Source organism: Streptomyces sp. NPDC001700, assembly GCF_053596435.1.
In genome coordinates this window covers 118,057-144,952 of record NZ_JBSFGE010000007.1, presented here as the reverse complement: position 1 = coordinate 144,952, position 26,896 = coordinate 118,057, and the positions used below count along the sequence as shown (strand labels likewise).

28 protein-coding genes, 1 pseudogene and 1 riboswitch are annotated in these 26,896 nt (G+C 71.7%); of the genes and pseudogenes, 27 read left to right on the top strand and 2 right to left on the bottom strand.

Features of this window, described 5'->3' with window-relative positions:
- The first annotated feature begins 143 nt into the window (after positions 1–143).
- From proS to ACWC5C_RS15795, 18 genes and pseudogenes are all read left to right on the top strand, one after another.
- A complete protein-coding gene (gene proS / locus ACWC5C_RS15880) occupies positions 144–1,559 on the top strand; it encodes a proline--tRNA ligase (protein ID WP_450875973.1) in 1,416 nt (471 codons plus the stop codon).
- Positions 1,560–1,816: 257 nt separating this feature from the next.
- The gene (locus ACWC5C_RS15875; RefSeq protein ID WP_009714740.1) at positions 1,817–2,410 is read left to right on the top strand and encodes a hypothetical protein; all 594 of its coding nucleotides are present in this window, start codon (positions 1,817–1,819) and stop codon (positions 2,408–2,410) included.
- A 155-nt stretch (positions 2,411–2,565) separates the two neighbouring features.
- On the top strand, positions 2,566–3,009 hold the full coding sequence (gene rpsP, locus ACWC5C_RS15870) for a 30S ribosomal protein S16 (RefSeq protein ID WP_385439403.1): 444 nt from the start codon (positions 2,566–2,568) through the stop codon (positions 3,007–3,009).
- Positions 3,010–3,011: 2 nt separating this feature from the next.
- A complete protein-coding gene (locus ACWC5C_RS15865) occupies positions 3,012–3,251 on the top strand; it encodes an RNA-binding protein (RefSeq protein WP_003958958.1) in 240 nt (79 codons plus the stop codon).
- Positions 3,252–3,334: 83 nt separating this feature from the next.
- The gene (gene rimM / locus ACWC5C_RS15860; RefSeq protein ID WP_450875972.1) at positions 3,335–3,886 is read left to right on the top strand and encodes a ribosome maturation factor RimM; all 552 of its coding nucleotides are present in this window, start codon (positions 3,335–3,337) and stop codon (positions 3,884–3,886) included.
- Complete coding sequence (gene trmD / locus ACWC5C_RS15855; RefSeq protein ID WP_450875971.1) at positions 3,883–4,725, top strand: tRNA (guanosine(37)-N1)-methyltransferase TrmD; 843 nt, start codon at positions 3,883–3,885, stop codon at positions 4,723–4,725. Before rimM ends, trmD begins: the two co-directional genes overlap by 4 nt.
- Positions 4,726–4,858: 133 nt before the next feature.
- Positions 4,859–5,209 (top strand): 50S ribosomal protein L19, encoded by a 351-nt coding sequence (rplS, locus tag ACWC5C_RS15850; protein ID WP_055557941.1) that lies wholly within the window; start codon positions 4,859–4,861, stop codon positions 5,207–5,209.
- A gap of 62 nt (positions 5,210–5,271) precedes the next feature.
- Entirely contained in the window at positions 5,272–6,057 is a 786-nt protein-coding gene (gene lepB / locus ACWC5C_RS15845) for a signal peptidase I (RefSeq protein ID WP_450875970.1), read from the top strand.
- Positions 6,050–7,157, top strand: a pseudogene (gene lepB, locus ACWC5C_RS15840) (signal peptidase I); the annotation flags it as partial. The gene lepB (ACWC5C_RS15845) and the pseudogene lepB (ACWC5C_RS15840), both read left to right, overlap by 8 nt.
- Entirely contained in the window at positions 7,057–8,097 is a 1,041-nt protein-coding gene (lepB, locus tag ACWC5C_RS15835) for a signal peptidase I (RefSeq protein ID WP_450876155.1), read from the top strand. The pseudogene lepB (ACWC5C_RS15840) and the gene lepB (ACWC5C_RS15835), both read left to right, overlap by 101 nt.
- Before the next feature lie 90 nt (positions 8,098–8,187).
- The gene (lepB, locus tag ACWC5C_RS15830; RefSeq protein ID WP_450875969.1) at positions 8,188–8,943 is read left to right on the top strand and encodes a signal peptidase I; all 756 of its coding nucleotides are present in this window, start codon (positions 8,188–8,190) and stop codon (positions 8,941–8,943) included.
- The gene (locus tag ACWC5C_RS15825) at positions 8,936–9,472 is read left to right on the top strand and encodes an NUDIX hydrolase (protein WP_450875968.1); all 537 of its coding nucleotides are present in this window, start codon (positions 8,936–8,938) and stop codon (positions 9,470–9,472) included. The genes lepB (ACWC5C_RS15830) and ACWC5C_RS15825 overlap by 8 nt, the downstream gene beginning before the upstream one ends.
- A gap of 39 nt (positions 9,473–9,511) precedes the next feature.
- Positions 9,512–9,820, top strand: a complete 309-nt coding sequence (locus ACWC5C_RS15820; protein ID WP_009714730.1) for a DUF2469 domain-containing protein — start codon at positions 9,512–9,514, stop codon at positions 9,818–9,820.
- Between the two features lie 142 nt (positions 9,821–9,962).
- Entirely contained in the window at positions 9,963–10,322 is a 360-nt protein-coding gene (locus ACWC5C_RS15815; RefSeq protein WP_450875967.1) for a YraN family protein, read from the top strand.
- Positions 10,323–11,945: a YifB family Mg chelatase-like AAA ATPase gene (locus ACWC5C_RS15810; protein ID WP_450875966.1), complete on the top strand. Its 1,623-nt coding sequence runs from the start codon at positions 10,323–10,325 to the stop codon at positions 11,943–11,945. It begins immediately after the preceding gene.
- Positions 11,945–13,198 carry a DNA-processing protein DprA gene (dprA, locus tag ACWC5C_RS15805; RefSeq protein ID WP_450875965.1) on the top strand — a complete coding sequence of 418 codons (1,254 nt, stop codon included), beginning with the start codon at positions 11,945–11,947 and terminating at the stop codon, positions 13,196–13,198. The genes ACWC5C_RS15810 and dprA overlap by 1 nt, the downstream gene beginning before the upstream one ends.
- A 129-nt stretch (positions 13,199–13,327) precedes the next feature.
- On the top strand, positions 13,328–14,161 hold the full coding sequence (gene whiG, locus ACWC5C_RS15800; RefSeq protein ID WP_358621081.1) for an RNA polymerase sigma factor WhiG: 834 nt from the start codon (positions 13,328–13,330) through the stop codon (positions 14,159–14,161).
- Between the two features lie 103 nt (positions 14,162–14,264).
- On the top strand, positions 14,265–14,804 hold the full coding sequence (locus ACWC5C_RS15795; protein WP_450876154.1) for a helix-turn-helix domain-containing protein: 540 nt from the start codon (positions 14,265–14,267) through the stop codon (positions 14,802–14,804).
- Here ACWC5C_RS15795 and ACWC5C_RS15790 read toward each other — a convergent pair.
- Positions 14,758–15,537 (bottom strand): M23 family metallopeptidase, encoded by a 780-nt coding sequence (locus tag ACWC5C_RS15790; protein WP_450875964.1) that lies wholly within the window; start codon positions 15,535–15,537, stop codon positions 14,758–14,760. The two genes, ACWC5C_RS15795 and ACWC5C_RS15790, sit on opposite strands and share 47 nt — an antisense overlap.
- 316 nt (positions 15,538–15,853) lie before the next feature.
- On the opposite strand from ACWC5C_RS15790, the gene rpsB reads away from it, so the two are divergent.
- From rpsB to ACWC5C_RS15745, 9 genes are all read left to right on the top strand, one after another.
- A complete protein-coding gene (rpsB, locus tag ACWC5C_RS15785; protein WP_450875963.1) occupies positions 15,854–16,786 on the top strand; it encodes a 30S ribosomal protein S2 in 933 nt (310 codons plus the stop codon).
- Positions 16,787–16,885: 99 nt separating this feature from the next.
- Positions 16,886–17,722 (top strand): translation elongation factor Ts, encoded by an 837-nt coding sequence (gene tsf, locus ACWC5C_RS15780; protein WP_450875962.1) that lies wholly within the window; start codon positions 16,886–16,888, stop codon positions 17,720–17,722.
- A gap of 151 nt (positions 17,723–17,873) precedes the next feature.
- Positions 17,874–18,653 (top strand): UMP kinase, encoded by a 780-nt coding sequence (gene pyrH, locus ACWC5C_RS15775; protein ID WP_385439424.1) that lies wholly within the window; start codon positions 17,874–17,876, stop codon positions 18,651–18,653.
- A 104-nt stretch (positions 18,654–18,757) separates the two neighbouring features.
- Positions 18,758–19,315, top strand: a complete 558-nt coding sequence (gene frr / locus ACWC5C_RS15770; RefSeq protein WP_009714720.1) for a ribosome recycling factor — start codon at positions 18,758–18,760, stop codon at positions 19,313–19,315.
- Positions 19,315–20,511 carry a phosphatidate cytidylyltransferase gene (locus tag ACWC5C_RS15765; RefSeq protein WP_450875961.1) on the top strand — a complete coding sequence of 399 codons (1,197 nt, stop codon included), beginning with the start codon at positions 19,315–19,317 and terminating at the stop codon, positions 20,509–20,511. Before frr ends, ACWC5C_RS15765 begins: the two co-directional genes overlap by 1 nt.
- A gap of 85 nt (positions 20,512–20,596) precedes the next feature.
- The gene (gene rlmN, locus ACWC5C_RS15760; protein ID WP_385439429.1) at positions 20,597–21,703 is read left to right on the top strand and encodes a 23S rRNA (adenine(2503)-C(2))-methyltransferase RlmN; all 1,107 of its coding nucleotides are present in this window, start codon (positions 20,597–20,599) and stop codon (positions 21,701–21,703) included.
- A 66-nt stretch (positions 21,704–21,769) separates the two neighbouring features.
- A riboswitch (TPP riboswitch) is annotated at positions 21,770–21,873 on the top strand.
- A complete protein-coding gene (locus ACWC5C_RS15755) occupies positions 21,869–22,942 on the top strand; it encodes a thiamine ABC transporter substrate-binding protein (protein ID WP_450875960.1) in 1,074 nt (357 codons plus the stop codon). It overlaps the preceding riboswitch by 5 nt.
- Positions 22,943–23,001: 59 nt before the next feature.
- Positions 23,002–24,615 (top strand): ABC transporter permease, encoded by a 1,614-nt coding sequence (locus tag ACWC5C_RS15750; protein WP_450876153.1) that lies wholly within the window; start codon positions 23,002–23,004, stop codon positions 24,613–24,615.
- 45 nt (positions 24,616–24,660) lie between these two features.
- A complete protein-coding gene (locus ACWC5C_RS15745; RefSeq protein ID WP_450875959.1) occupies positions 24,661–25,689 on the top strand; it encodes an ABC transporter ATP-binding protein in 1,029 nt (342 codons plus the stop codon).
- Between the two features lie 22 nt (positions 25,690–25,711).
- Here ACWC5C_RS15745 and ACWC5C_RS15740 read toward each other — a convergent pair whose 3' ends face one another.
- Entirely contained in the window at positions 25,712–26,848 is a 1,137-nt protein-coding gene (locus tag ACWC5C_RS15740) for an LOG family protein (protein ID WP_450875958.1), read from the bottom strand.
- Positions 26,849–26,896: the final 48 nt, after the last annotated feature.

Genomic DNA, 26,896 nt, shown 5'->3' with positions numbered 1-26,896 from the left:
TCCAGAGCTTTCACGGCCGTGCTTGCGTGCCCCCTCCGTGCGCCCCCACGCACCCTCGCGTTCGCCCCGCTCCCCAGGCGCCCCCGCCCCGCCCGGGAGAAATTCGCCGCGGTTCGCCGCGCCGCCGCCGTACGATCGGCGCCATGGTCAAAGCACCCGTTCTCACCCCACGTGCGGTGGATTTTCCGCGTTGGTACCAGGATGTGATCAGCAAGGCCGAGCTGGCCGAGAACGGACCAGTGCGCGGCACCATGGTCATCCGACCGTACGGATACGGGCTGTGGGAGCGGATGCAGGGCGATCTGGACGCCCGGATCAAGGCGGCGGGCGTCCAGAACGCCTACTTCCCCCTCTTCATCCCGCAGTCGTATCTGACCCGGGAGGCCGAGCACGTCGAGGGTTTCGCCCCCGAGCTCGCGGTCGTCACCCACGGCGGCGGCAAGGAGCTGGAGGAGCCGGTGGTGGTCCGGCCCACCTCCGAGACGATCGTCAACGAGTACTTCTCGAAGTGGGTGCAGAGCTACCGCGATCTGCCGCTGCTGATCAACCAGTGGGCCAATGTGGTGCGCTGGGAGCTGCGGCCCCGGCTGTTCCTGCGGACGACCGAATTCCTGTGGCAGGAGGGCCACACCGCGCACGCCACGTACGAGGACGCCCGGGAGTTCGCCGCCCGCATCCACCGCGACGTCTACGCCGACTTCATGGAGAACGTGCTCGCCATGGACGTCGTCCTGGGGCGCAAGACCGCCCGGGAGCGCTTCGCCGGTGCCGTCAACACCCTCACCCTGGAAGGGATGATGGGCGACGGCAAGGCGCTGCAGCTGGGCACCAGCCATGAGCTGGGGCAGAACTTCGCGCGCGCCTTCAACACCCGCTATCTGTCCCGGGACGGCGAGCAGGAACTGGTCTGGCAGACCTCCTGGGGCAGTACGACCCGTCTGGTCGGCGCGCTGGTCATGATGCACGGCGACGACGACGGGCTGCGGCTGCCGCCCCGGCTGGCCCCGGTCCAGGCCGTCGTCCTCGCGGTCAAGGGCGACGACGCGGTGCTCGCCGCGGTCCGCGAGACCGGCGACCGGCTGGCGGCGGCGGGGGTGCGGGTCCAGGTCGACGACCGCACCGACGTCCCCTTCGGCCGCCGCGCCGTCGACTGGGAGCTGCGCGGCGTACCGGTGCGCGTCGAGATCGGCCCGCGCGACCTGGCGGCCGGGACCGCCACCCTCGCCCGGCGCATTCCGGGCGGCAAGGAACCGGTGCGCGCCGACCTGCTGGCCGAGGCGGTGCCGAAGGCGCTGGAGGAGGACCAGGCGCTGCTGCTGCGCCAGGCGCGGGAGCGCCGCGTGGCGCGCACGGTGGAGGCGCGGACCGTGGAGGAGGCCGCGGAGGCGGCGGCCGCGGGAGGCTGGGCGCGGATCCGGTGGGCCGATCTGGGCCCGGAGGGCGAGGCCGCGCTCGCCGAGCGGGCGGTGTCCGTACGGTGTCTGGTCGCCGAGGACGGGGCGGTGCCGGACGCTGATGACGCGCCAGGTAACGTCGCCTTCGTGGCACGCGCCTACTGAGGGCGCGGGACCGGTGAGCCGGTGCCGACGGTGCACGGGCCCTCCCGACGGTGTACGGGCCCTCCGCGGGCCCGGTGTCTACGGGCCGGGCCGTACATGGCGGTACGTACCGCCTTGGTGCGCCGTGGGCGGCTCATCCATGCATGTGCGCACCCGCCCTCGTCGCGACGCATCAGCGCTGAACTGACTGGTACGTGCAAATTATTTGAGATGCCCCGGAATCGGAACACCGGGCGGCTCCTGCTCGTTAGCACGACGTGAGCACGACACCACCTGTACTCGCCGCAGAGCTGGCACAGGCGTGGGCCGACATTCAACGGCACCACCCCGAGCTGCCAGATCTAGCCGCGCCCGAATCGCTGATCGGAGAGTCGTCGTCCGCATGTGGCGCCGAGCTCTCCTTCGAACGGCTGCTGCACGAGGCAGTCCACGGCATCGCCGCCGCCCGCGGTGTCCGTGATACCTCGCGCGCCGGCCGCTACCACAACCGCCGGTTCCTGGCGATCGCCGAGGAGCTGGGTCTCGACCACTCCGAGGAGCCGCATCCCAGCAGTGGCTTCTCGCTGGTCACTCTCAGTCCCGAGGCGAGAAAGCGCTACCGGACCACGATCGACCGACTGCACCGCGCCCTCAAGGCGCACACCGTCGCGACCGCGGCCGAGACCTCCCGCGCCTTCCGCGGGCCCGCGGCACGGCACGGTTCGTCCGGGGGCGGCGTCCGCGTCAAGGCGGTGTGCGACTGCGGGCGGAACGTTCGCGTCGTTCCGTCGGTGCTGGCCCAGGCGCCGATCATGTGCGGCGGCTGCGGGAAGCCGTTCCGTATTCCGGACGCGGTGGCCGCGGTCGGGTGACCTGCCACGGTGTGGCAGAATGGTCCGCTGTACTCGACAGCCGACCAGGACCCCTCTCTCCTCCGGCTGACGCGTCCATCGGGCACTCGGGTACCGCAACCCCACGCGGCACTTCGCAGTGCTCAACCACGTCAAGACCAGGAGACACCACTCCCGTGGCAGTCAAGATCAAGCTGAAGCGTCTGGGCAAGATCCGTTCGCCTCACTACCGCATCGTCGTCGCCGACTCCCGCACCCGCCGTGACGGCCGGGCGATCGAGGAGATCGGCCTGTACCACCCGGTGCAGAACCCCTCGCGCATCGAGGTCGACTCTGAGCGTGTGCAGCACTGGCTGAAGGTCGGCGCCCAGCCGACCGAGCCGGTGCTCGCCATCCTGAAGGTCACCGGTGACTGGCAGCAGTTCAAGGGCCTGCCCGCCCCGGCCCCGATGAAGGTCGCCGAGCCGAAGGCCGACAAGCGCGCCCTGTTCGAGGCCGCGGCCAAGGACGCCGGTGACGAGCCGAAGGGTGAGGCCATCACCCCGAAGGCGAAGAAGTCCGAGAAGAAGTCGGACGAGGCGGCCGAGGCCGCTGAGTCCACCGCGTCGACCGAGGCCTGAGGATGCTCGAGGAAGCCCTCGAGCACCTGGTGAAGGGCATCGTCGACAACCCCGACGACGTGCAGGTCGCCTCGCGCAACCTGCGTCGCGGACGCGTGCTCGAGGTCCGGGTGCACCCCGATGACCTGGGCAAGGTGATCGGCCGTAACGGCCGCACCGCCCGCGCGCTGCGCACCGTTGTTGGCGCCATCGGCGGCCGTGGCATCCGCGTCGACCTCGTCGACGTGGATCAGGTCAGCTGAGAGGCGATCAATAGGAGCACCGGCACGGGCCGGGGAGGGCTTTGGGCCGTCCCCGGCCCGTGTGCGTGAAAGGGACATGCATCGTGCAGTTGGTTGTCGCGCGGATCGGCCGTGCCCATGGCATCAAGGGCGAGGTCACCGTCGAGGTGCGTACGGACGAGCCCGAGCTGAGGCTCGGCCCGGGCGCCGTGCTGGCCACCGAGCCCGCCTCGGCCGGACCGCTGACCATCGAGACCGGCCGGGTGCACAGCGGCCGGCTGCTGCTGCGCTTCGAGGGGGTGCGGGACCGTACGGGCGCGGAGGCGCTGCGCAACATCCTGCTCATCGCGGAGGTCGACCCCGAGGAGGTCCCGGAGGACCCCGAGGAGTTCTACGACCACCAGCTGATCGACCTCGACGTGGTCACCGTGGACGGCGCGGCGGTCGGCCGGATCTCCGAGATCTCCCACCTTCCGTACCAGGACCTGCTGATCGTGAAGCGGCCCGACGGCAGCGAGGTGATGATCCCGTTCGTCTCCGAGATGGTGCCGGAGATCGATCTGGAGGAGCAGCGCGCGGTCGTCGACCCGCCGCCGGGACTGCTGGACGAGGCCGAGGCGGAGATCGCCACCGGCCGTGAGGACGCGTCGTCATGAGGCTCGACGTCATCACGATCTTCCCGGAGTACCTGGAGCCGCTGAACGTCTCGCTGGTCGGCAAGGCGCGCGCCCGCGGCGTACTGGACGTCCGCCTGCACGACCTGCGCTCCTGGACGCACGACCGGCACAACACGGTGGACGACACCCCGTACGGCGGCGGCCCGGGCATGGTCATGAAGCCCGAGCCGTGGGGCGAGGCGCTGGATGAGGTCATCGAGTCGGGCGAGGGCGAGGGGCTGCCGGGGCCCACCCTGGTGGTGCCCACCCCGAGCGGCCGCCCGTTCACCCAGACCCTCGCGGTGGAGCTGTCCGAGCGCCCCTGGCTGGTCTTCGCGCCGGCGCGGTACGAGGGCATCGACCGGCGGGTGATCGAGGAGTACGGGGAGCGGCTGGAGATCCACGAGGTCTCCATCGGCGACTACGTCCTGGCGGGCGGCGAGGCCGCGGTCCTGGTGATCACGGAGGCCGTCGCCCGGCTGCTGCCCGGTGTGCTGGGCAACGCCGAGTCGCACCAGGACGACTCCTTCGCCCCCGGCGCGATGGCCGATCTGCTGGAGGGGCCCGTCTACACCAAGCCCCCCGAGTGGCGCGGCCGGGACATCCCGGAGGTGCTGGTCAGCGGCCATCACGGCAAGATCGCCCGGTGGCGCAGGGACGAGGCGTTCCGCCGCACCAGCGCCCACCGCCCCGATCTGATCGAGCGCTGCGACCCGGCGACGCTCGACAAGCACGACCGGGCGCTCCTGGCCGATCTCGGCTGGGAGGAGCTGCCCGGGGCGGGCGAAACCGGGGGACGGGCCCGATTTGGGCGGCCGGACCGGCCCGTGGAAGAATAGGCCGCTGCCGTACGTCCGGGTGTGCGCCCCTGCCACAGGGGGACCGACGCTCGCCCGATGAGGGCGGCACTCCGAATCAACATTCCGATATGCCGCTGATGACCTGTGGCATCAGCGAAGAAAGCAGACGATCATGACTCACCTGCTCGACAACGTCGACTCCGCGTCGCTGCGCAGCGACATCCCGACGTTCCGCCCCGGCGACACGGTCAACGTGCACGTCCGCGTCATCGAGGGCAACCGTTCGCGTGTCCAGCAGTTCAAGGGCGTCGTCATCCGCCGCCAGGGCTCCGGCGTGCGCGAGACCTTCACCGTCCGCAAGGTGAGCTTCAGCGTCGGCGTCGAGCGCACCTTCCCGGTGCACACCCCGATCGTCGAGAAGATCGAGGTCGTCACCCGCGGTGACGTGCGCCGCGCGAAGCTGTACTACCTGCGTGACCTCCGCGGCAAGGCCGCGAAGATCAAGGAGAAGCGCACCCGCTGAGTTTTGTGCGACTACTGAGCTAGCGTCGGATGCCCCGGCCGGGCCGGATAGGCTCTGGCCCGATGGACATCGAAGGACGGCTCGCGGAGCGCGATCGCTCCTCCCGCTCCGACCCGGAGCACGAGGAGCGATCGCGCTCTTCGCATACCCCGGAGCGGCCGCCGTGGCGGCGGGCGGCGCTCCTCGCGGCCGTCTCCATGGCGCTGGTGCTGCTGGTGAGCGGGTTCGTGGTGCAGCCGTTCCTGATCCCCAGCGGCTCCATGGAGAACACTCTGCGCCCCGGGGACCGGGTGCTGGTGAACAAGCTCGCCTACCGTTTCGGGGACGATCCGCGCCGTGGTGACGTTGTCGTCTTCGACGGCACCGGCTCCTTCCTGCGAGAGGGGCCGTCCGGGAACCCGGTGACCGGTGCGCTGCGCACGGCGGCCGCGGCGGTCGGTCTCGCCGAGCCCGCCGAGACCGACTACATCAAGCGCGTGGTGGGCGTCGGCGGTGACCGGGTCGTCTGCTGCGACAAGCGGGGGAGGATCGAGGTGAACGGCCGGCCCGTGAACGAGGACTATCTGTACCCCGGGGACAGCGCCTCGCGGGTGCCGTTCGACACCGTCGTGCCCGAAGGGCGGCTGTGGGTGATGGGCGATCACCGCAGCGCCTCCCGGGACTCCCGCGACCACCTCGGCGAGCCGGGCGGCGGCACCGTCCCCGTGGACCAGGTGATCGGACGGGCCGACTGGATCGGCTGGCCGTTCGGCCGCTGGTCCCGCGTCAGGGGCGCGGAGGCCTTCGCGGACGTCCCAGGACCCGGCGGTGCGCCGGGCGCGGCGGTCCCCGGTGGTGCGCATGGGTAACCGCGGACGCCCCCGCTCCGGCACCCGCCGGGCAGGGCCCTCTCCCACGCCCTCTCCCTCTCCCACGCCCGCTCCCGACGGGCCGCAGCGCGAGCCGGGGCAGCGGCGGCTGGCCACGCGCGCGGAGCGGCGCCGGGTGCAGCAGCGGATCAAGCGCAGAAGACGCCGTTCCGCGGTGCGGGAGATACCGATCCTGATCGGTGTGGCGCTGGTGATCGCGCTGGTCCTCAAGACCTTCCTGGTCCAGGCGTTCGTGATCCCGTCCGGCTCGATGGAGCAGACGATCAAGATCGGCGACCGGGTGCTGGTCGACAAGTTCACCCCGTGGTTCGGCTCCAAGCCGACCCGCGGGGACGTGGTGGTGTTCAAGGACCCCGGTGGCTGGCTCGAGGACGAGCGGAAGCCGCCCAAGGACGATCCGCCGGTCATCAAGCAGGGCAAGGAGTTCCTGACCTTCATCGGTCTGCTGCCCTCGTCGGACGAGCAGGACCTGATCAAGCGGGTGGTCGCCGTCGGCGGCGACACGGTGGCATGCTGTGACACGAACGGCAGGGTCACGGTCAACGGGACACCGCTGAACGAGTCGTATCTGTACCCGGGGAACGCGCCGTCGCAGCGCAAGTTCAAGGTGACCGTCCCCGCGGGGCGGATGTTCATGATGGGCGACCACCGGTCGAACTCGGCGGACTCCCGGGTGCACCTCGGCGAGGCGTACCAGGGCACCGTCGCGGATGAGAGCGTGGTGGGCCGGGCCGTGGTGATCGCATGGCCGTTCGGCCACATGCGGCAGCTGGAGGAGCCCGGAACGTACGCGTCCGTGCGGGACGCGCCGAGTGGGGCGACACAGGTGAGCGGTGCGCCGCATAGGCTGTCCCCCATGGATCAGCAAGGAATGATCCAGCTCCCGACCCCTGCGGAACTCCCGCTCGTTATGGGAGTGGTGGGCCTGCGCCGTTCGTGGAGCAGGCGGCAGCGGCGTGAGGAGTGAATGTGGGGGACTTGGCGGTCGGCGCGCGATCCGGTCACGAAGAGCCCGAGAGGCGGCCCGGTACGAGGGGAGAGGGGACCGCGGACCAGGCACCGGAAGCGCCCGGGGCGTCCCCGGCACCGGGCGGCGCTCCCGAGGCCGGACCGGCTGACACCCCGCCCTCCGGCCCTTCGGGACCGCCCGGGCCGGGGCCCGGGGCCGGGCCCGGCGCGGAGCGGGAGACCGGCTCCGAGGAAGAGGGCAAGGCGGCCGGGTCCGGGCGGCGGCCCGCGAAGGGCAGGAAGGTGCGCTCCTTCTGGAAGGAGCTGCCGATCCTGATCTTCATCGCGCTGGTGCTGGCGCTGCTGATCAAGACGTTCCTGGTGCAGGCCTTCTCGATCCCGTCCGACTCGATGCAGAACACGCTGCAGCGGGGCGACCGGGTGCTGGTGGACAAGCTCACTCCGTGGTTCGGCTCGAAGCCGGAGCGCGGCGAGGTGGTCGTCTTCCACGACCCGGGCGGCTGGCTCGGCGAGACCCAGACGCAGGACGCGGGCCCGATCGCCGAGGGCATCCAGGAGGCGCTGAGCCGCGTCGGTCTGATGCCGTCCGCCGATGAGAAGGACCTGATCAAGCGAGTGATCGCGACCGGCGGGGACACGGTCTCGTGCCGGCGCGGCGGCAAGGTGATGGTCAACGGCAAGCCGCTGGACGAGCCGTACATCTTCCCCGGGAACACTCCGTGTGACGAGAAGCCGTTCGGTCCGATCAAGGTGCCCAAGGACCGGATCTGGGTGATGGGCGACCACCGCCAGGACTCGCTGGACTCCCGCTACCACCAGAACCTGCACAACGGCACGGTCTCGGTGGACGACGTCGTCGGGCGCGCGATCGTGGTCGCCTGGCCCATCAACCGCTGGTCCGCCCTGTCGATCCCGGGCACCTTCGAGCAGCCGGGGCTGAGCGCGGCGGCCTCCATGGCCCCCTCGGCGCTCGGGCTCGCGGGCGCGGTGCCGCTCGTGCTGTGGCGTCGTCGCAGGCAGGCGGCGAAGGTGCGGGGGACGGCTGACTGACGCCCGTACCGCGGGTAAGGTGCGATCCCGTGCCATGGGGCATGCGGAACATGGCCTTCTCTGTCTGCTGGACACGGTGGGAGCACTGGAATGAGTGATGCCCGAGGGGCGGGGGGCAGCAGGCTGGGCGCCGTGCTGTCCGGGCTGGCGGTGGCCGTCGGCTGTGTGCTGTTCCTGGGCGGCTTCGCCTGGGGTGCGGTGCTCTACAAGCCGTACAGCGTCCCGACCGACTCGATGTCGCCGACCATCGGCAAGGGCGACCGGGTGCTCGCGGAGCGCATCGACGGCGGTGAGGTGCGCCGCGGTGATGTGGTCGTCTTCCAGGACGAGATCTGGGGCGCCCTGCCGATGGTGAAGCGGGTCATCGGGGTCGGCGGTGACAAGGTCGTGTGCTGCGACAAGCAGAACCGCATCACCGTGGACGGCAAGGTCCTCGAAGAACCGTATCTGCAGGCCAAGGAACCGGCCTCGATGACCCGGTTCTCCACCACCGTGCCCAAGGGACGCCTGTTCCTCATGGGCGACCACCGCAGCGACTCCCTCGACTCCCGGGTGCACCTCAGCGACAGCAGCCATGGAGCCGTCCCCACGGACGCCGTGACGGCCCGGGTGGACGCCACCGCCTGGCCGCTGGGGGCCTTCGGCATGATGGAGCGCCCTGAGCTGTTCAAGGAGCTGCCGGGCGGGGTCTCACAGCCCGGTCCGCTCCGGATCGTCCTGGTCTCGGTCCTGACCGGCGCCGTGCTCATCCTGGGAGGTGCGGCCTACGGACCGGTCGCGCGCCGGATGGGAGGCGGCACCACCCGGCGGGACGAGACGCGGGAGAAGGTGGCGGCCAGTGGCTGACGGGGCTGGCAAGGCTGACAGAACCGACGGGACCGGCGCGGAGGCGGCGCCGCTGCGGAAGGTCGCCCGGGTGGTGCTGCTCGATCCCCAAGACCGGATCTTGCTGCTGCACGGCTTCGAACCGGATGACCCCTCGCTGACCTGGTGGTTCACCCCGGGTGGCGGGCTGGAGGGCGACGAGAGCCGCGAGCAGGCCGCCCTGCGCGAGCTGGCGGAGGAGACCGGGATCACCGATGTCCGGCTCGGCCCGCTGCTGTGGCGGCGCACCTGCTCCTTCCCGTTCTACGGCCGCCGCTGGGACCAGGACGAGTGGTACTACCTGGCCCGTACGGAGCAGACCACGACGCGCCCTGAGGGGCTGACGGAGCTGGAGCGGCGCAGCATGACCGGGTCGCGCTGGTGGACGGTGGAGGAGCTGGCCGGGGCGACCGAGCCGGTATACCCGACCCGGCTCGTGGGACTGTTGCGTACGCTGCTGGAACAGGGACCGCCCACTACACCGGTGATCCTGGAGACTGAGCGCGTCTGACGCACAATGGGGGGACGCACGGCTGAAGGGGAACATGCCATGAGCGCCGAGGACCTCGAGAAGTACGAGACCGAGATGGAGCTGAAGCTCTACCGGGAGTACCGCGATGTCGTCGGTCTGTTCAAATACGTGATCGAGACCGAGCGCCGCTTCTATCTCACCAACGACTACGAGATGCAGGTGCACTCGGTCCAGGGTGAGGTCTTCTTCGAGGTGTCGATGGCGGACGCCTGGGTCTGGGACATGTACCGACCGGCGCGGTTCGTCAAGCAGGTACGCGTACTCACGTTCAAGGACGTGAATATCGAGGAGCTGAACAAGAGCGACCTCGACCTTCCGGGGGGCTGATCTTCCGGACCCGGCCTTCCTCGGCTGACTCACTCTTCCGGGTGGCCGAGTTCTCCACCAGCGGCGGGCCGTCCACAGAAATCCACCAAGATCCCTGAATTCGGGGCGGGGGCGTCACAGTCGGTGCCGGAGGTGGTGCCGAATGAACGCCCGGGGAGCATTGGGCCGCTACGGCGAGGATCTGGCGGCGCGCCGGCTGGCCGAGGCCGGTATGACCGTCCTGCAGCGCAATTGGCGGTGCCGGGACGGCGAGATCGACATCGTCGCGCTGGACGCCGGGGCGCTGGTCGTCTGCGAGGTCAAGACGCGTCGCGCGGAGGGGTACGAACCTCCGGCGGCGGCGGTCAGGCCCGGCAAGGCCGACCGGCTGCGCCGCCTCGCCGAGCGCTGGCTGGAGCGGCACGGCGGGCCGCCGCCTGAGGGTGTGCGGATCGACCTGGTGGGCGTGGTGCTGCCACGGCGCGGCGCGCCCGTGGTCGAGCACATGCGGGGGGTGGCCTGAATGGGGTTCGCCCGCACCTGCTCGGTCGCCCTGGTCGGGGTCGAGGGCGTGGTGGTCGAGGTCCAGGCCGACCTGGAGCCCGGCGTGGCCGCCTTCGCCCTGGTCGGTCTGCCCGACAAGTCCCTGGTGGAAAGCCGGGACCGGGTCCGCGCCGCCGTGGTCAACTCCGGTGACGCCTGGCCGCAGAAGAAGCTCACGGTCGGGCTCAGCCCGGCGTCCGTGCCCAAGGGCGGCAGCGGCTTCGACCTGGCCGTGGCCTGCGCGGTGCTCGGCGCAGCCGAGCGCATCGACCCACGGGAGATCGCCGATCTGATGATGATCGGGGAGCTGGGTCTGGACGGCCGGGTCCGGCCGGTGCGCGGGGTGCTGCCCGCCGTGCTCGCGGCCGCCGAGGCCGGATACCGGCAGGTCGTCGTCCCGGAGCAGACCGCGGCCGAGGCATCCCTGGTGCCGGGCGTCTCGGTGCTCGGCGTGCGGAGCCTGCGCCAGCTGATCGCGGTCCTCACCGACGAACCGGTCCCCGAGGAGGACGAGCCGCTGGAGGCCGGGCGGCCCGATCCCATGCTGGCGGGGCTCACCATGCCCGGCGCGGGCATGGGCACCGGTGTGGCCGCGCTCCCCGGGGCCGGGGCGGGGCGGCCCGATCTGGCCGAGGTCGCCGGGCAGCGGGCCGCGCGCACCGCGCTGGAGGTCGCCGCCGCCGGGGGCCACCATCTGTTTCTCGTCGGGCCACCGGGCGCGGGCAAGACCATGCTTGCCGAGCGGCTGCCCGGGCTGCTGCCGCCGCTCACCCAGCAGGAGGCGCTGGAGGTCACCGCCGTGCACTCGGTGGCCGGGGTGCTGCCACCGGGCCAGCCCCTGGTGGAGACACCCCCGTACTGCGCGCCGCACCACTCGGCGACCATGGCCGCCCTGGTCGGCGGCGGGAACGGGCTGCCACGGCCGGGCGCGGTCTCGCTCGCCCACCGGGGGCTGCTCTTCCTGGACGAGGCGCCGGAGTTCAGCGGCCGGGCGCTGGACGCCCTGCGGCAGCCGCTGGAATCGGGCCATGTGGTGGTCGCCCGCTCCGCGGGCATGATGCGCATGCCCGCGCGCTTCCTGCTCATGCTGGCCGCCAATCCCTGCCCATGCGGGCGGCACGGGCTGCTGGGGGACGGCTGCGAATGCTCGCCCTCGACGGTCCGCCGCTATCAGTCGCGGCTCTCCGGCCCGCTGCTGGACCGGGTCGACCTGCGCGTCCGTGTCGAGGCGGTGAGCCGGGCCGAGCTGACCGGGGCGCGCGGCACGGCGGAGAGCACCGCCGAGGTCGCGGCCCGGGTGCGCGAGGCCAGGGAGCGGGCCGCCGCGCGCCTCGCGGACACCCCCTGGCGGCTGAACAGCGAGGTGCCGGGCCATGAGCTGCGCACCCGCTGGCAGGCCTGCCCCGGGGCGCTCCGCGAGGCCGAGCGCGACATGGAGCGCGGGCTGCTCACCGCCCGTGGCCTGGACCGGGTGCTGCGGGTCGCCTGGACCGTCGCCGACCTCGCCGGGCACGACCGGCCGCTGGCGCCGGACGTCGCCCAGGCCCTCCAGCTGCGCACCGGAGTGGCCCGCGGGGTGCCGGTCGGCGCGGGGGAGTGCTGATGGCCGCCTTCCCGGCGGGAGGCCCGGTCGCGGCGCCCCGGCCGTCACCCGCGATGGACCCAGGGCCGGGCGTGGACGACGGGGAGCGGCTGGCGCGCGCGGCCCTCACCCGGCTCGTGGAGCCCGGCGACGAAGCGGTGGGGCGCTGGCTGCGCGGGCTGGGGCCGGTCGGCCTGTGGCGGGCGCTCACCGGGGAGGCTGAGCCGCCGCCCGGGGCGAGCCCGTCCCGGCTGGCCGGATGCGCGCTGCGGGCCGCCGGGCTCGACCCTGCGGCCGACCTCGCCCTGATCGCCGCCCGGGGCGGGCGGTTCATCTGCCCCGGGGACATGGAGTGGCCCGGTCAGCTCGACGACCTGGGGGACGCTCGCCCGGTCGGGTTATGGGTGCGGGGCCCCGCGTCGCTGCGCATGTGGGCGCTGCGCTCGGTCGCCGTGGTGGGGGCGCGCGCCTGCAGCGACTACGGCGCGCATGTCGCGGCGACGATGGGCGCCGGGCTCGCCGAGCGGGGCTGGGTCGTGGTCTCCGGCGCGGCCCAGGGGGTGGACGGCGCGGCGCACCGTGGGGCGCTCGCCGTGGGCGGGGCCACCGTGGCCGTGCTCGCCTCCGGCGTGGACACCCCCTATCCGCGGGGGCACGCCGAGTTGATCGAGCGCATCGCGGAACAGGGGCTGGTACTGGCCGAGTTACCGCCCGGCGCGCATCCCACCCGCAGCCGCTTCGTGCTGCGCAACCGGGTCATCGCCGCGCTCACCCGGGGCACGGTCGTCATCGAGGCCGAGTACCGCAGCGGATCGCTGGTCACCGCCCGCCGGGCACAGCAGCTCGGCCGGTCCACCATGGGCGTGCCCGGCCCGGTCACCAGCGGGCTCTCCGCGGGGGTCCATGAACTGCTGCGCGGCGAGGCCGTCCTGGTCACCGACGCCGACGAAGTCGCCGAGCTGATCGGCGCCATCGGGGATCTCGCCCCTGTCCGGGAAGGGCCCCTCGTCGAGCGGGACCTGCTCGATCCCGTGACGGCACGGGTGCTGGAAGCGTTGTCGGCACAGGGCGGCAACGACGGACGTGAGGTGGCCAGGGATTCCGGGACGAGCTGTGAGGAGGCCGTGGGCCGGCTCTATGAACTGCTCGCCCTGGGTTTCGTCGAACGCCATGGCGACCGCTGGCAGTTGGCGCCGCCCGCACGCCGTAGTGACGGCACACGGCGAGGCGATCCCCCAAATCGGGGCAATCGGGTGAAAGGGTTGAGGCGATGACCGTATCCGCAGACCGCCGAGTCGACGCCCTTCGCATACCGCGACGCCGCAGTCACGCTACGCTCACAAGGTTTCCGGTGGAAGCGTACGACCTCACCCATGTCATGGCAGAACGGCTCAAGGCGACGAATGCCCCAGCACATCTCCGGGTCTGACCGCGCGGCGCCGCCCGCTGCCCGCGGCGCGGTGCGCCCCGCGGCACCGTCCTCGCTCGACGAGCTGTGGCGGTCGTACAAAGCCACGGGCGACGGGCGGCTGCGGGAGCAGCTGATCCTGCACTACTCGCCCCTGGTGAAATACGTGGCCGGGCGGGTCAGCGTCGGGCTGCCCTCCAACGTCGAGCAGGCCGACTTCGTCTCGTCCGGTGTCTTCGGACTCATCGACGCCATCGAGAAGTTCGACCCCGAGCGCGCCATCAAGTTCGAGACCTACGCCATCACCCGCATCCGCGGTGCGATGATCGACGAACTGCGGGCGCTGGACTGGATCCCGCGCTCGGTCCGCCAGAAGGCCAGGGCGGTCGAGCGGGCGTACGCCACGCTGGAGGCGGCGCTGCGCCGCACCCCCAGCGAGGCCGAGGTCGCCGCCGAGATGGACATCAGCGTCGACGAACTGCACGGGGTCTTCAGCCAGTTGTCGCTGGCCAACGTGGTCGCCCTGGAGGAGCTGCTGCACGTCGGCGGTGAGGGCGGCGACCGGCTCAGTCTCATGGACACCCTGGAGGACACCGCCGCGGACAACCCGGTCGAGGTGGCCGAGGACCGGGAGCTGCGCCGGCTGCTCGCCCGCGCCATCAACACCCTTCCGGAGCGGGAGAAGACCGTGGTCACGCTCTACTACTACGAGGGGCTCACCCTGGCCGAGATCGGCCAGGTCCTCGGGGTCACCGAGAGCCGGGTCAGCCAGATCCACACCAAGTCCGTGCTCCAGCTGCGCGCCAAACTCGCCGACGTCGGACGCTGAATCGTCCCGCCGGGATCGCCGCCGCCGTGACGTGACCGTGACGTCTCCGTACAGTGGTGGCGTGCCCAGGATTCGAGCGGCCTCAGTGGCCGAGCACCGGACGATGCAGCGCGGCGCCCTGCTGGAGGCCGCCCGCTCCTTGCTGTCCGAGGGCGGTACGGAGGCGTTGACCTTCCCCGCACTCGCCGAGCGCACGGGCCTCGCCCGCTCGTCCGTCTATGAGTACTTCCGTTCCCGCGCGGCCGTGGTCGAGGAGTTGTGCGCCGTCGACTTCCCGGTCTGGGCCGCCGAGGTCGAGGCCGCCATGGAGGAGGCCGGTGCGCCCGAGGCGAAGGTCGAGGCGTATGTGCGCCGACAACTCGCCCTCGTCGGCGACCGCCGCCACCGTGCGGTGGTGGCGATCTCGGCCGGTGAGCTGGACGCGGGCGCGCGCGAGAAGATCCGCGCCGCCCACGGCGGGCTGATCGGCATGGTGGTCGACGCCCTCGGTGCCCTCGGCCATCAGCAGCCCCGCCTTGCCGCGGTGCTGCTGCAGGGCGTCGTGGACGCCGCGGTCCGCCGCACCGAACTGGGAGCCGCCGAGGACCCCGAGCGCATCACGGAGGCGGCGGTCGCCATGGTCCTGAACGGCGTGCGCGGCTGACCGCCGAAGCCCCGCCGCGCGCCCAGCGAACCTGGCCGCGCAGGCGGCGTCCGGCGTAGGCGGCCGCGGCCGCCAGCGCCGTGGCCGGTGCCAGGTCCGACGGTCCGGTGGGGGAGGCGGACGCCGCCAGAAGCGGGCGCGACCCGGCGATTCGCGGAGGTGACGCCGCCGTGGACTCCCCGGCGACCGGGACGCCGAAGACCGGCAGCAGCCGGGATGGGCCGCCCCGCAGCATCGACGGCGGCAGCAGCGACAGCGGATCCAGATAGCGGTCCCCGCGCCGCAGCCCCCAGTGCAGACACCCGGCCGCGCAGTGGAACGGCCCCGCCTCCACCACCCCGACCACCTGCCCCGCCGCCACCCGCGCGCCCCTGGCGACCGTGGCCCGCACCGGTTCGTAGGACGTCCGCAGCGGGGGCTTTCCGGTCCCGGACAGCTCGATGGTGAGCACCCCGCGCCCCGCGACCGGCCCCGCGAAGCTCACCCGCCCCGTGCCCGCCGCCCGCACCGGCTGCCCCGCCCGCGCCGCCAGATCGACCCCCCGGTGGCCCGCCGCCCACGGCGCGGGCGGCGGGCGCCACACCCTCAGCACCGCCGGCCGCGCCGCCCCCGCCGGGCCCGCCACCGGCCATGACCGGCCCTCGGATCCCGGGGCCGCCACCGCGGCCGGGGCCCGCACCACACACAACAGAACGCACAGGGCAAGAGCCCACACCGCACCAAGCCGTCGCATGTCACCCACGGTGACGCCAATCGCCGCATCCGGTGGATCATGGACGCGAACTGGGGACTACCCACGGGTTGTGGATATCGCCGTCACCCGGCACCGCACGGGTCCCGTACACTTCTTATGGCGATCCGGGTCACCGGATCGACTTCGCACGCCCCGCCGCCGACGCCCCGAGCATGTATCGGCAGCACGGCGGCCGCGCCCCTCGGTCCTCGGACGAGCCCCCTACCAGGGCCCTCGTTCGTGGCAGGCGCGCCGGGGCGTCAGGAGCGGCGGCCGCCCGGCCGCCGTGGAACCGAGTACCTCAAGGAGTACGGCCATGGCCGTCGTCACGATGCGGGAGCTGCTGGAGAGCGGCGTCCACTTCGGGCACCAGACCCGCCGCTGGAACCCGAAGATGAAGCGCTTCATCTTCACCGAGCGCAACGGCATCTACATCATCGACCTGCTCCAGTCGCTGTCGTACATCGACCGCGCCTACGAGTTCGTCAAGGAGACCGTCGCCCACGGCGGCTCCATCATGTTCGTCGGCACGAAGAAGCAGGCGCAGGAGGCGATCGCCGAGCAGGCGACCCGCGTCGGTATGCCGTATGTCAACCAGCGCTGGCTGGGCGGCATGCTGACCAACTTCTCGACTGTCTACAAGCGCCTGCAGCGCCTCAAGGAGCTCGAGCAGATCGACTTCGAGGATGTGGCCGCCTCCGGCCTCACCAAGAAGGAGCTGCTGGTCCTCTCCCGCGAGAAGGCCAAGCTGGAGAAGACCCTCGGCGGTATCCGCGAGATGCAGAAGGTGCCGAGCGCCGTCTGGATCGTGGACACCAAGAAGGAGCACATCGCCGTCGGTGAGGCGCGCAAGCTCCGCATCCCGGTGGTCGCGATCCTCGACACCAACTGCGACCCCGACGAGGTCGACTACAAGATCCCGGGCAACGACGACGCGATCCGTTCCGTCACGCTGCTCACCCGCGTGATCGCCGACGCCGTCGCCGAGGGCCTCATCGCCCGCTCCGGCGTCGCCACCGGTGACGAGAAGGCCGACAAGGGTGCGGCGGCCGAGCCGCTGGCCGAGTGGGAGCGCGACCTGCTCGAGGGTGAGAAGAAGGCCGACGAGCCCGAGGCCAAGCCGGCCGAGGCCGCCGAGGAGAAGCCCGCCGAGGCCGTCGCCGAGACGCCGGCCGAGGCTGTCGCCGAGGCGCCGGTCGAGGACGCGAAGCCCGCCGAGGCCCCGGCCGCGGACGCCGAGCAGGCCTGACCTACGCAGACGGTGTACAACGGCGGGGGACGGTGCGGTGGCACCTCCCCCGTCGTTCACCCGTAGAGCTTTCGACTTTCGAGAAGAGATTCACAGATCATGGCGAACTTCACCGCCGCTGACGTCAAGAAGCTCCGCGAGCTCACCGGCGCCGGCATGATGGACTGCAAGAAGGCGCTGGACGAGGCCGAGGGCAGCGTCGACAAGGCCGTCGAGATCCTCCGCGTCAAGGGCCAGAAGGGCGTGGCCAAGCGCGAGAGCCGCAGCGCCGAGAACGGTGCCGTTGTCTCCCTCATCGCCGACGACAACACCTCCGGTGTGCTGGTCGAGCTGAAGTGCGAGACCGACTTCGTGGCCAAGGGCGACAAGTTCATCGCCGTCGCCGACGCCATCGCCGCCCACGTCGCCAAGACCGTCCCGGCCGACCTGGAGGCCCTGCTCGCCTCCGAGATCGAGGCCGGTAAGACCGTCCAGGCGTTCGTGGACGAGGCCAACGCCACTCTCGGTGAGAAGATCGTCCTCGACCGTTTCGCGCAGTTCTCCGGCGGCTTCGTCGCCGCGTACATGCACCGCACCAGCCCGGACCTGCCGCCGCAGGTCGGCGTCCTGGTCGAGCTGGACAAGGAGAACGCCGAGGTCGCCAAGGACATCGCGCAGCACGTCGCCGCCTTCGCGCCGAAGTTCCTGAGCCGTGACGAGATCGCGGCCGAGACGGTCGAGAACGAGCGTCGCGTCGCCGAGGCCACCGCCCGCGAGGAGGGCAAGCCCGAGGCCGCCCTCCCGAAGATCGTCGAGGGTCGCGTCACCGGCTTCTTCAAGGAGAACGTCCTGGTGGACCAGGCGTTCGCCAAGGACAACAAGAAGAGCGTCCAGAAGGTCCTGGACGAGGCCGGCGTCTCCCTGACCCGTTTCGCCCGTTTCCGCGTCGGCGTCTGAGCCGAGCAGCGAAACACCGGCGACACCGATAGGGTCGTAGGCAGCCAACCGTCAACCGGTCGGCCGCAGATGTGACGAGGAGGCCATTGCCGCAGAGGTCGTACCAGGACCCGGCAGTGGCCTTCTTCGTATGTGCACGAGGAGATCTCCAATGAATCACGGCGCGGACGCCAATCAGGCCGCCGACAAGAACGCGGACGGCCCAGTACGACACGGCCGTTTCCTGCTGAAGCTGTCCGGCGAGGCGTTCGCCGGGGGCGGGGGACTCGGGGTCGACCCCGATGTCGTGCACGCCATCGCCCGCGAGGTCGCCGCCGTGGTGCGGGACGGCGCGGAGATCGCCATCGTGATCGGCGGTGGCAACTTCTTCCGCGGGGCCGAGCTGCAGCAGCGCGGCATGGACCGGGCGCGCTCGGACTACATGGGCATGCTCGGCACCGTCATGAACTGCCTCGCTCTCCAGGACTTCCTGGAGAAGGAGGGCATCGACTCCCGCGTCCAGACCGCCATCACCATGGGCCAGGTCGCGGAGCCGTACATCCCGCTGCGCGCGGTGCGCCACCTGGAAAAGGGCCGTGTCGTGATCTTCGGCGCGGGCATGGGCATGCCGTACTTCTCCACGGACACCACCGCCGCCCAGCGTGCCCTGGAGATCGACGCCGAGGCGCTGCTCATGGGCAAGAACGGGGTCGACGGGGTCTATGACTCCGACCCCAAGCGGAACCCGGACGCGGTCAAGTTCGACGCTCTGGAGTACGGCGAGGTGATCACCCGGGACCTCAAGGTCGCCGACGCCACCGCGATCACCCTCTGCCGGGACAACAAGCTGCCGATCCTGGTTTTCGAGCTGACCGCCGAAGGAAATATCGCCCGCGCGGTGAAGGGTGAGAAGATCGGCACGCTCGTGAGCGACCGGGACGTACGCGCCTGACGGCTCGTTCGGGGGATGGACAACGGCCTGCCGGTCGGACACCGTGCAGGAGAAGACGCACGCAGGGGCGAGGCTCTGCTTACGGATAACACCAGGAGCAAGTGGTGATCGAAGAAATCCTCCTCGAGGCCGAGGAGAAGATGGAGAAGGCCGTTGTGGTCGCCAAGGAGGACTTCGCCGCGATCCGCACCGGGCGTGCGCACCCGGCGATGTTCAACAAGATCGTGGCGGACTACTACGGTGCGCTGACGCCGATCAACCAGCTCGCGTCGTTCTCGGTGCCCGAGCCGCGCATGGCTGTGATCACTCCGTTCGACAAGAGCGCGCTGCGCAACATCGAGCAGGCGATCCGGGACTCGGACCTCGGGGTCAACCCCAGCAATGACGGCAACATCATCCGAGTGGTGTTCCCGGAGCTGACCGAGCAGCGCCGCAAGGAGTTCATCAAGGTCGCCAAGGGCAAGGGCGAGGACGCGAAGATCTCGATCCGCAGCATCCGCCGCAAGGCCAAGGAGTCCATCGACAAGCTGATCAAGGACGGCGAGGTCGGCGAGGACGAGGGCCGCCGTGCCGAGAAGGAGCTCGACGACCTCACCGCGAAGTACGTCGCGCAGGTGGATGAGCTGCTCAAGCACAAGGAAGCCGAGCTGCTCGAGGTCTGATGAACGACTCTTCCTGGGGGGCCCCACCACGCGCCGGACTCTGGGGACCGACTGATCAGGGCACCTCCCCCGGCTACGGCTGGGAGGTGCCCCCTTCTTCGGCGGGTCCCGCTTCGGCGGGTCCCGCGCACGACGTGGCCGAAGCGGCGCAGACTCGCCCCATGCCCACCGTGCCGCACGCAGGCGGCGACCCCGGCGACGCCGCCGGCCGTGACCGGGGGGCCGCCCGGCCGGGCGGCCCCTTGTTCCGCGATGAGCGTGAGCCTCGGCCCGGCCCCCGGCAGCAGCCCGCCGGGCAGCCGCCGACGCCCCCCGGCCCCGGCCCCGAGTCCGCCGGGAGCGCGCCCGGCAGCGGCGGCGGTCAGGGGACGAAGAAGAAGAGCGCGGGCCGCGATCTGCGCGCCGCGATAGGGGTGGGCGTCGGCCTCGGCGCGATCATCGTCGCCTCGCTCTTCATCTACAAGCCCGTGTTCATCGGCGTGATAGCGGTCGCCGTGGTCGTCGGGCTGTGGGAGCTGACCTCCCGGCTGGCCGAGCGGAAGGACATCCGGGTCCCCCTGGTGCCGCTCGCCGTCGGCGGTGTCGCCATGGTCGTCGCGGGCTATGTGCGCGGGGCGCAGGGCGCCTGGGTGGCGGTGTCGCTCACGGCGCTCGCCGTGCTCGTGTGGCGGATGACCGAGCCACCCGACAACTACCTCAGGGACGTCACGGCGGGCGTCTTCGCCGCCTTCTACGTGCCGTTCCTCGCCACCTTCGTGGCGCTCATACTGGCCGCCGAGCACGACGGCCCGCAGCGGGTGCTGACCTTCCTGCTGCTGACGGTGGTGAGCGACACCGGCGCGTACGCGGTCGGCTGGCGCTTCGGCAAGCATCCGCTCGCGCCCCGCATCAGCCCCGGCAAGACCCGCGAGGGGCTGATGGGCGCGGTGGCGTTCGCGATGGTCGTGGGGGCGCTGTGCATGCAGTACCTCATCAGGGACGGCGTGTGGTGGCAGGGGCTGCTGCTCGGCCTCGCCGTCGCGGTCAGCGCGACCCTGGGGGACCTCGGCGAGTCCATGATCAAGCGTGACCTCGGCATCAAGGACATGGGCAAGCTGCTGCCCGGCCACGGCGGGATCATGGACCGGCTCGACTCGCTGCTGCCCACCGCGCCCGTGGTGTGGCTGCTGTTCGTGATCTTCGTGGGCGGCGGCTGAGCCGTCCGTACCGAACAGGGCTGTTCAGGGCCCCGCGCCGCCCGTGGCGCGGGGCCTTCCGCGTGTCTGCGACACTGGTACGGCCATGCCTAAGCCCGGAGAACTCACTTTCGCCGTGCCGCGTGGGGCCAAGAAGCCCCCGCGGCATCTCGCCGACCTCACCCCCGCCGAGCGCCGCGAGGCCGTCGCCGCCCTCGGGGAGAAGCCCTTCCGGGCCGGGCAGGTGTCGCGTCACTACTTCGCCCGCTACACCGACGACCCCGCCCAGTGGACCGACATCCCGGCCGCCGCGCGCGAGAAGCTGGCGACGGAGCTGCTGCCGGACCTGATGAGCGTGGTGCGGCACATCAGCTGCGACGACGACACCACCCGCAAGACCCTGTGGCGGCTCTTCGACGGCACGCTCGTCGAGTCCGTGCTGATGCGCTACCCGGACCGGGTCACCATGTGCATCAGCTCCCAGGCGGGCTGCGGCATGAACTGCCCGTTCTGCGCCACCGGCCAGGCGGGTCTGGACCGCAATCTGTCGACCGCCGAGATCGTGCACCAGATCGTCGACGGGATGCGGGCCCTGAGGGATGGAGAGATCCCGGGCGGCCCGGCCCGGCTGTCCAACATCGTCTTCATGGGCATGGGCGAGCCGCTGGCCAACTACAACCGGGTCATCGGCGCCATCCGCAGGCTCACCGACCCCGAGCCGGACGGCCTCGGGCTGTCCCAGCGCGGCATCACCGTCTCGACCGTGGGGCTGGTCCCGGCGATGCTGCGGTTCGCCGACGAGGGCTTCAAGTGCCGCCTCGCGGTCTCCCTCCACGCGCCCGACGACGAGCTGCGCGACACCCTCGTCCCGGTCAACACCCGCTGGAAGGTGCGCGAGGTGCTGGACGCGGCGTGGGAGTACGCGGAGAAGTCCGGCCGCCGGATCTCCATCGAGTACGCCCTGATCAGGGACATCAACGACCAGGCCTGGCGCGGCGATCTGCTCGGCCGGCTGCTCAAGGGCCACCGGGTCCACGTCAACCTCATCCCGCTCAACCCGACGCCCGGCTCCAAGTGGACGGCGTCCCGGCCGGAGGACGAGAAGGCGTTCGTGGCGGCCCTGGAGCGGCACGGGGTGCCGGTGACCGTCCGGGACACCCGGGGGCAGGAGATCGACGGGGCGTGCGGTCAGTTGGCGGCCACGGAGCGCTGACCACCGGCTGATACGGTGCCTTCGCACAACCCGTCGTACAACCATCCCGTAGTGACGGACAACTGAACATTCCGACAGGGGAGCGCGACAGCGCTGAGAGTGCGGCACGGCCGCAGACCCTCCAACCTGATCCGGGTCATACCGGCGTAGGGAGTCAGCCTCACCATGAACAGCCATCTTCGGCGTGCGCTCACCGCCGCCCTCGTCGGCTCCCTCGGCACCGGCGTCCTCAGCGGCTGCGGCGGAGGTGCGGCGGAGGGCAAGGACTCCAAGACCGTCACCCTGGTCTCGCACGATTCGTTCGCGGCGTCCAAGGCGGTCCTCAAGGAGTTCACCCGCACCACCGGCTACAAGGTGCGGGTGCAGGCCGGGGGCGACGCGGGGGCGGCCGTCAACCAGGCGATCCTGTCCAAGGGCCATCCGCAGGGCGATGTGTTCTTCGGCGTCGACAACACCCTCCTCTCCCGCGCGCTGGACAATGAATTGTTCACCCCGTACGAGGCGAAGGGCCTGGACAAGGTCCCGGCCGCGCACCAGCTCGACCAGGCGAAGCATCGCGTCACCCCGGTCGACTACGGCGACATCTGCGTCAACTACGACCGCGCGTACTTCGCCGAGAAGAAGCTCGCGCCGCCGAAGACGTTCGCCGATCTGACCAAGCCCGCGTACAAGAACCTCCTGGTCACCGAGAACGCCGCCACCTCGTCCCCCGGCCTCGCCTTCCTGCTCGGCACCGCCGCCCGCTACGGCGACGACGGCTGGCGGGACTACTGGAAGAAGCTGCGGGCCAATGGCGTCGAGGTGGTCGACGGCTGGGAGCAGGCGTACTACGACCGCTTCTCCGGCTCGGCGGGCGGCGCCAAGGGCGACAAGCCGCTCGTCGTCTCGTACGCCTCCAGCCCGCCCGCCGAGGTGGCCGACGCGAAGTCGAAGCCCGCCAAGGCCCCGACCGGGGTGGCGGAGGGCACCTGCTTCCGGCAGACGGAGTTCGCCGGGCTGCTTGAGGGCGCGGGCAACACCAAGGGGGGCAAGGCGCTGCTGGACTTCCTGCTGACCAAGCGCTTCCAGGAGGACGTACCGCTGAACATGTACGTCAATCCGGTGCGCGAGGACGCGAAGCTGCCGGAGATCTTCACCCGGTACGGGGCCAAGGTCGCCGATCCGGCCACGCTGCCCCCGCGCAAGATCGCCAAGAACCGTGAGCCCTGGGTCAAGGCATGGTCCTCGCTCGTTCTGTAGCGCCTCGCGAGAAGGGTGCGGGGAGGAGCGTCCGCGGTGCCGCCGTGCGGTTCGCCCTTATGGCCATCCCGCTCGCCTTCTTCGGCGTCTTCTTCGCGTATCCGGTGGCCGCGATCGTCACCCGCGGGCTGCGCGCCGACGGCCGCTGGCACCTCGGGCGGATACCCGAGGTGCTGGGCGATCCGTCCGTCTTGCACACCCTGTGGTTCACCGGCTGGCAGGCGGCCGCGTCGACCGGGCTGACGCTGGCGGTCGCGCTGCCCGGCGCGTATGTCTTCGCCCGCTTCGACTTCCCCGGCAAGGGGCTGCTGCGCGCCGTGGTGACCGTGCCGTTCGTGCTGCCGACCGTGGTCGCCGGATCGGCGTTCCTGGGGCTGCTCGGCCGGGGCGGGCTGCTGGACGAGCTGTGGGGGATACGGCTGGACACCAGCGTCTGGGCGATCCTGCTGGCCCACGTCTTCTTCAACTACGCGGTGGTCGTCCGCACCGTCGGCGGGCTGTGGGCGCAGCTCGATCCGCGTCAGGAGGAGGCCGCCCGGGTGCTCGGCGCGAGCCGCCTCGCCGCCTGGCGCCGGGTCACCCTGCCCGCGCTGGGGCCCGCCGTGGCCGCCGCCGCGCTGATGGTCTTCCTGTTCACGTTCACCTCCTTCGGGGTGATCCAGATCCTCGGCGGCCCGCGCTACGCCACCCTGGAGGTGGCCATCTACCGGCAGACCGCGCAGCTGCTCGACCTGCCGACGGCCGCGGTGCTCACCCTCGTCCAGTTCGCGGCGGTCGCGGCCGTGCTCGCCCTGCACGCCTGGACCGTACGGCGCCGGGAGGGCGCCCTGCGGCTCGTCGACGCCGCCCGGACCGCGCGCCGCCCACAGGGCGCGGCGCAGTGGGGGCTGCTCGCGGGGGTGCTGGCCGTCGTCGCGCTGCTGATCGTGGTGCCGCTCGCGGTGCTGGTGGAGCGCTCGCTGCACGGGCCGGACGGCTACGGGTTCACGTACTACCGGGCGCTCCAGTCCGCCGCCGACAGCGGCGGCACCTTCTTCGTGGCGCCCGTGGAGGCCATCGGGAACTCCCTCCAGTACGCGGCGGTCGCCACCCTCTTCGCGCTCGTCGTCGGCGGCCTCGCCGCCGCCGCGCTCACCCGCGGCGCCGGGCGTTTCGTCCGCGGCTTCGACGCGCTGCTGATGCTGCCGCTGGGCACCTCGGCTGTCACCGTCGGCTTCGGCTTCCTCATCGCGCTCGACGAGCCCCCGCTGGATCTGCGCGCCTCCTGGGTCATCGTCCCGCTCGCCCAGGCCCTGGTGGGCGTGCCCTTCGTGGTGCGCACGATGCTGCCCGTCCTGCGCGCCGTGGACCACCGGCTTCGGGAGGCGGCCGCCGTGCTCGGCGCGTCCCCGCTGCGCGCCTGGCGCGAGGTGGACCTGCCGCTGGTGGGGCGGGCGCTGGCGGTCGCGGCGGGGTTCGCGTTCGCCGTATCGCTCGGCGAGTTCGGGGCCACGGTGTTCATCGCCCGCCCGGACCTGCCCACCCTCCCGGTGGCCGTGGCGCGCTTCCTGGGCCGCGCCGGACAGCTCAACTACGGGCAGGCGATGGCCCTGAGCACGATCCTGATGGTGGTGTGCGCGTGCTCCCTGCTGGCCCTGGAACGCGTCCGCACCGACCGCTCGGGGGAGTTCTGACATGGAGGGTTCTGACATGGCGGGTTCTGCTATAGGGGCAGCCCGATGACGCTGCTGCGACTGGACGAGGTGACGGTCAGGTACGGCCGCCATGACGCGCTCGACGCCGTCGACCTGGCCGTCGCCGAGCACGAGACGGTCTGCGTGCTGGGCCCCAGCGGCAGCGGCAAGTCCACCCTGCTGCGCGTGGTCGCCGGGCTCCAGCGCGCCGCCTCCGGCCGGGTGTGGCTCGCGGACCGCGACCAGAGCGATGTGCCCACCCACCGGCGCGGCGTGGGGCTGATGTTCCAGGACCACCAGCTCTTCCCGCAGCGTGACGTGGGCGGCAACGTCGCCTTCGGGCTGCGGATGCGGGGCACCGCGCGCGCGGAGGCGGATCGCCGGGTCGCCGAACTGCTGGAGCTGGTCGGACTGCCCGGCGCGCAGCGGCGGCCGATCGACTCGCTGTCCGGCGGTGAGCAGCAGCGCGTCGCGCTCGCCCGCGCGCTGGCGCCTCGGCCTCGGCTGCTGATGCTGGACGAGCCGCTGGGCCAGCTCGACCGAGGGCTGCGGGAGCGGCTGGTCGTGGAGTTGCGGGAGCTGTTCGCCCGGCTGGGCACCACGGTCCTCGCCGTCACCCACGACCAGGGCGAGGCCTTCGCGCTCGCCGACCGGGTCGTGGTCATGGAGAACGGGCGGATCGCGCAATCCGGCACTCCGCTGGAGGTGTGGCAGCACCCCGCGAACGAGTTCGTCGCCCGCTTCCTCGGCTTCGACAACGTGGTGGAGGCGACCGTGCACGGCGATGTCGCCGACACGGTGTGGGGCAAGCTGCCGGTGCCGCCGGGCTCCCGGCCGGGCCCGGTCCGGCTGCTGGTCCGCCCGGCCGGGGTGCGGCTCACCGCCCCCTCGGACGGGCTGCCCTGTACGGTCGCCGCCCGTACCTTCCGCGGCGACCACGTGGCGCTCATCCTCCAGCCGTCCGAGGGCCCCCGCCTGGAGGCGTCCTGCGCGCTGCGGGACGCTCCGGAGGCGGGGGAGCGGGTCGGGGTGGTGTTCGACGCTGCGGACGTGGTGGTGCTCGGTTCGCCGTAGCGCGGCCCGTCCGTAGAAACGTTCAGCCGGTCAGGGCGGCCAGCGCGTCCGGGGCCTCGTCCACCGAGTCCACCAGCGCGATACGGGCCTTCATCGACCGCCCCTCCGCGAGCGCTTCGAGCAGCGGCCAGGCCGGGAGGCGGCGCGTCCAGTGGTCGCGGTCCACGAGCACCATCGGGGTCGGCTCACCGCGCGACTCGTAGTAGTTCGGCGTGGCGTTGTCGAAGATCTCCTGAAGGGTTCCGGCGGCGCCGGGCAGGAAGACGACGCCCGCGTTCGAGCGGGCCAGCAGCCCGTCCTCGCGGATGGCGTTGGCGAAGTACTTGGCGATGTGCGAGGCGAAGGCGTTCGGCGGCTCGTGCCCGTAGAACCAGGTCGGTATCCCGACCGACGCGCCGCCGTCCGGCCACCGCTCCCGCACCGTGAACGCGGCCCCGGCCCACGCGCCCACCGAGGGGCGGAACGAGGGCGTCCGGGCGAGGAGTTCGAGCGCCTCCTTGAGCGCCGCGTCCGGCAGCGGGGCCGTGTACGCGCCCAGGTTGGCGGCCTCCATCGCGCCCGGGCCGCCGCCCGTCGCGACGGTCAGCCCGGACCGCGCCAGCGCCTGTCCGAGCCGGGCGGCGCCCGCGTACCCCTCGGAGCCGCGCTCCAGCGCGTGCCCGCCCATCACGCCCACCACCCGGGAGCCGGTGAGCAGTTCGTCCAGCGCGTCGGAGACCGCGTCGTCGTGGATCGAGCGGAGCATCGAGGCGAAGATGTCGCCGTCCGCCTTGGTCCGCTGGAACCAGGCGTACGAGAGCGCGTCCGGCGTGCCCGCGTACCCGTCGTCCCCGTCGTCCAGGCCCTCGAACAGCTCGGCCGGGGTGTAGAGGGTGCCCCGGTACGGATTGAACGGCAGGTCCGGTACGGGCGGGAAGACCAGCGCCCCCGCCGCCCGGATCCGCGCGGCGGCTTCCGGTTCCATCGGACAGCCGAGGAACACCGCCCGGTCGGTGTCGGTGGACAGCAGCGCGGACGTACGGGCCGTCAGATCGACGGACTGGACCCGGTATCCGGCCAGGGTGCCGCGGGCGACAACCTGGTCGAACTCCTCCAGGGACTCTATTTCGACGTCGGGTGCGGTGGTCTCAGTGGGCGCCGAAGCGTCATTGGTGGGCACGGCGTCATGCTAATCACACCGGACGGCGCGGGGGTCAGACCAGGGTCG

Coding starts and splice junctions, on each gene's coding strand:
- proS (WP_450875973.1), top strand. CDS start 144: ATGGTCAAAGCACCCGTTCTCACCCCACGTGCGGTGGATTTTCCGCGT.
- ACWC5C_RS15865 (WP_003958958.1), top strand. CDS start 3,012: ATGCTCGAGGAAGCCCTCGAGCACCTGGTGAAGGGCATCGTCGACAAC.
- trmD (WP_450875971.1), top strand. CDS start 3,883: ATGAGGCTCGACGTCATCACGATCTTCCCGGAGTACCTGGAGCCGCTG.
- rplS (WP_055557941.1), top strand. CDS start 4,859: ATGACTCACCTGCTCGACAACGTCGACTCCGCGTCGCTGCGCAGCGAC.
- lepB (WP_450875970.1), top strand. CDS start 5,272: ATGGACATCGAAGGACGGCTCGCGGAGCGCGATCGCTCCTCCCGCTCC.
- lepB (WP_450875969.1), top strand. CDS start 8,188: ATGAGTGATGCCCGAGGGGCGGGGGGCAGCAGGCTGGGCGCCGTGCTG.
- ACWC5C_RS15820 (WP_009714730.1), top strand. CDS start 9,512: ATGAGCGCCGAGGACCTCGAGAAGTACGAGACCGAGATGGAGCTGAAG.
- ACWC5C_RS15815 (WP_450875967.1), top strand. CDS start 9,963: ATGAACGCCCGGGGAGCATTGGGCCGCTACGGCGAGGATCTGGCGGCG.
- ACWC5C_RS15810 (WP_450875966.1), top strand. CDS start 10,323: ATGGGGTTCGCCCGCACCTGCTCGGTCGCCCTGGTCGGGGTCGAGGGC.
- dprA (WP_450875965.1), top strand. CDS start 11,945: ATGGCCGCCTTCCCGGCGGGAGGCCCGGTCGCGGCGCCCCGGCCGTCA.
- whiG (WP_358621081.1), top strand. CDS start 13,328: ATGCCCCAGCACATCTCCGGGTCTGACCGCGCGGCGCCGCCCGCTGCC.
- ACWC5C_RS15795 (WP_450876154.1), top strand. CDS start 14,265: ATGCAGCGCGGCGCCCTGCTGGAGGCCGCCCGCTCCTTGCTGTCCGAG.
- ACWC5C_RS15790 (WP_450875964.1), bottom strand. CDS start 15,537: ATGCGACGGCTTGGTGCGGTGTGGGCTCTTGCCCTGTGCGTTCTGTTG.
- rpsB (WP_450875963.1), top strand. CDS start 15,854: ATGGCCGTCGTCACGATGCGGGAGCTGCTGGAGAGCGGCGTCCACTTC.
- tsf (WP_450875962.1), top strand. CDS start 16,886: ATGGCGAACTTCACCGCCGCTGACGTCAAGAAGCTCCGCGAGCTCACC.
- pyrH (WP_385439424.1), top strand. CDS start 17,874: ATGAATCACGGCGCGGACGCCAATCAGGCCGCCGACAAGAACGCGGAC.
- ACWC5C_RS15765 (WP_450875961.1), top strand. CDS start 19,315: ATGAACGACTCTTCCTGGGGGGCCCCACCACGCGCCGGACTCTGGGGA.
- rlmN (WP_385439429.1), top strand. CDS start 20,597: ATGCCTAAGCCCGGAGAACTCACTTTCGCCGTGCCGCGTGGGGCCAAG.
- ACWC5C_RS15755 (WP_450875960.1), top strand. CDS start 21,869: ATGAACAGCCATCTTCGGCGTGCGCTCACCGCCGCCCTCGTCGGCTCC.
- ACWC5C_RS15750 (WP_450876153.1), top strand. CDS start 23,002: ATGGCCATCCCGCTCGCCTTCTTCGGCGTCTTCTTCGCGTATCCGGTG.
- ACWC5C_RS15745 (WP_450875959.1), top strand. CDS start 24,661: ATGACGCTGCTGCGACTGGACGAGGTGACGGTCAGGTACGGCCGCCAT.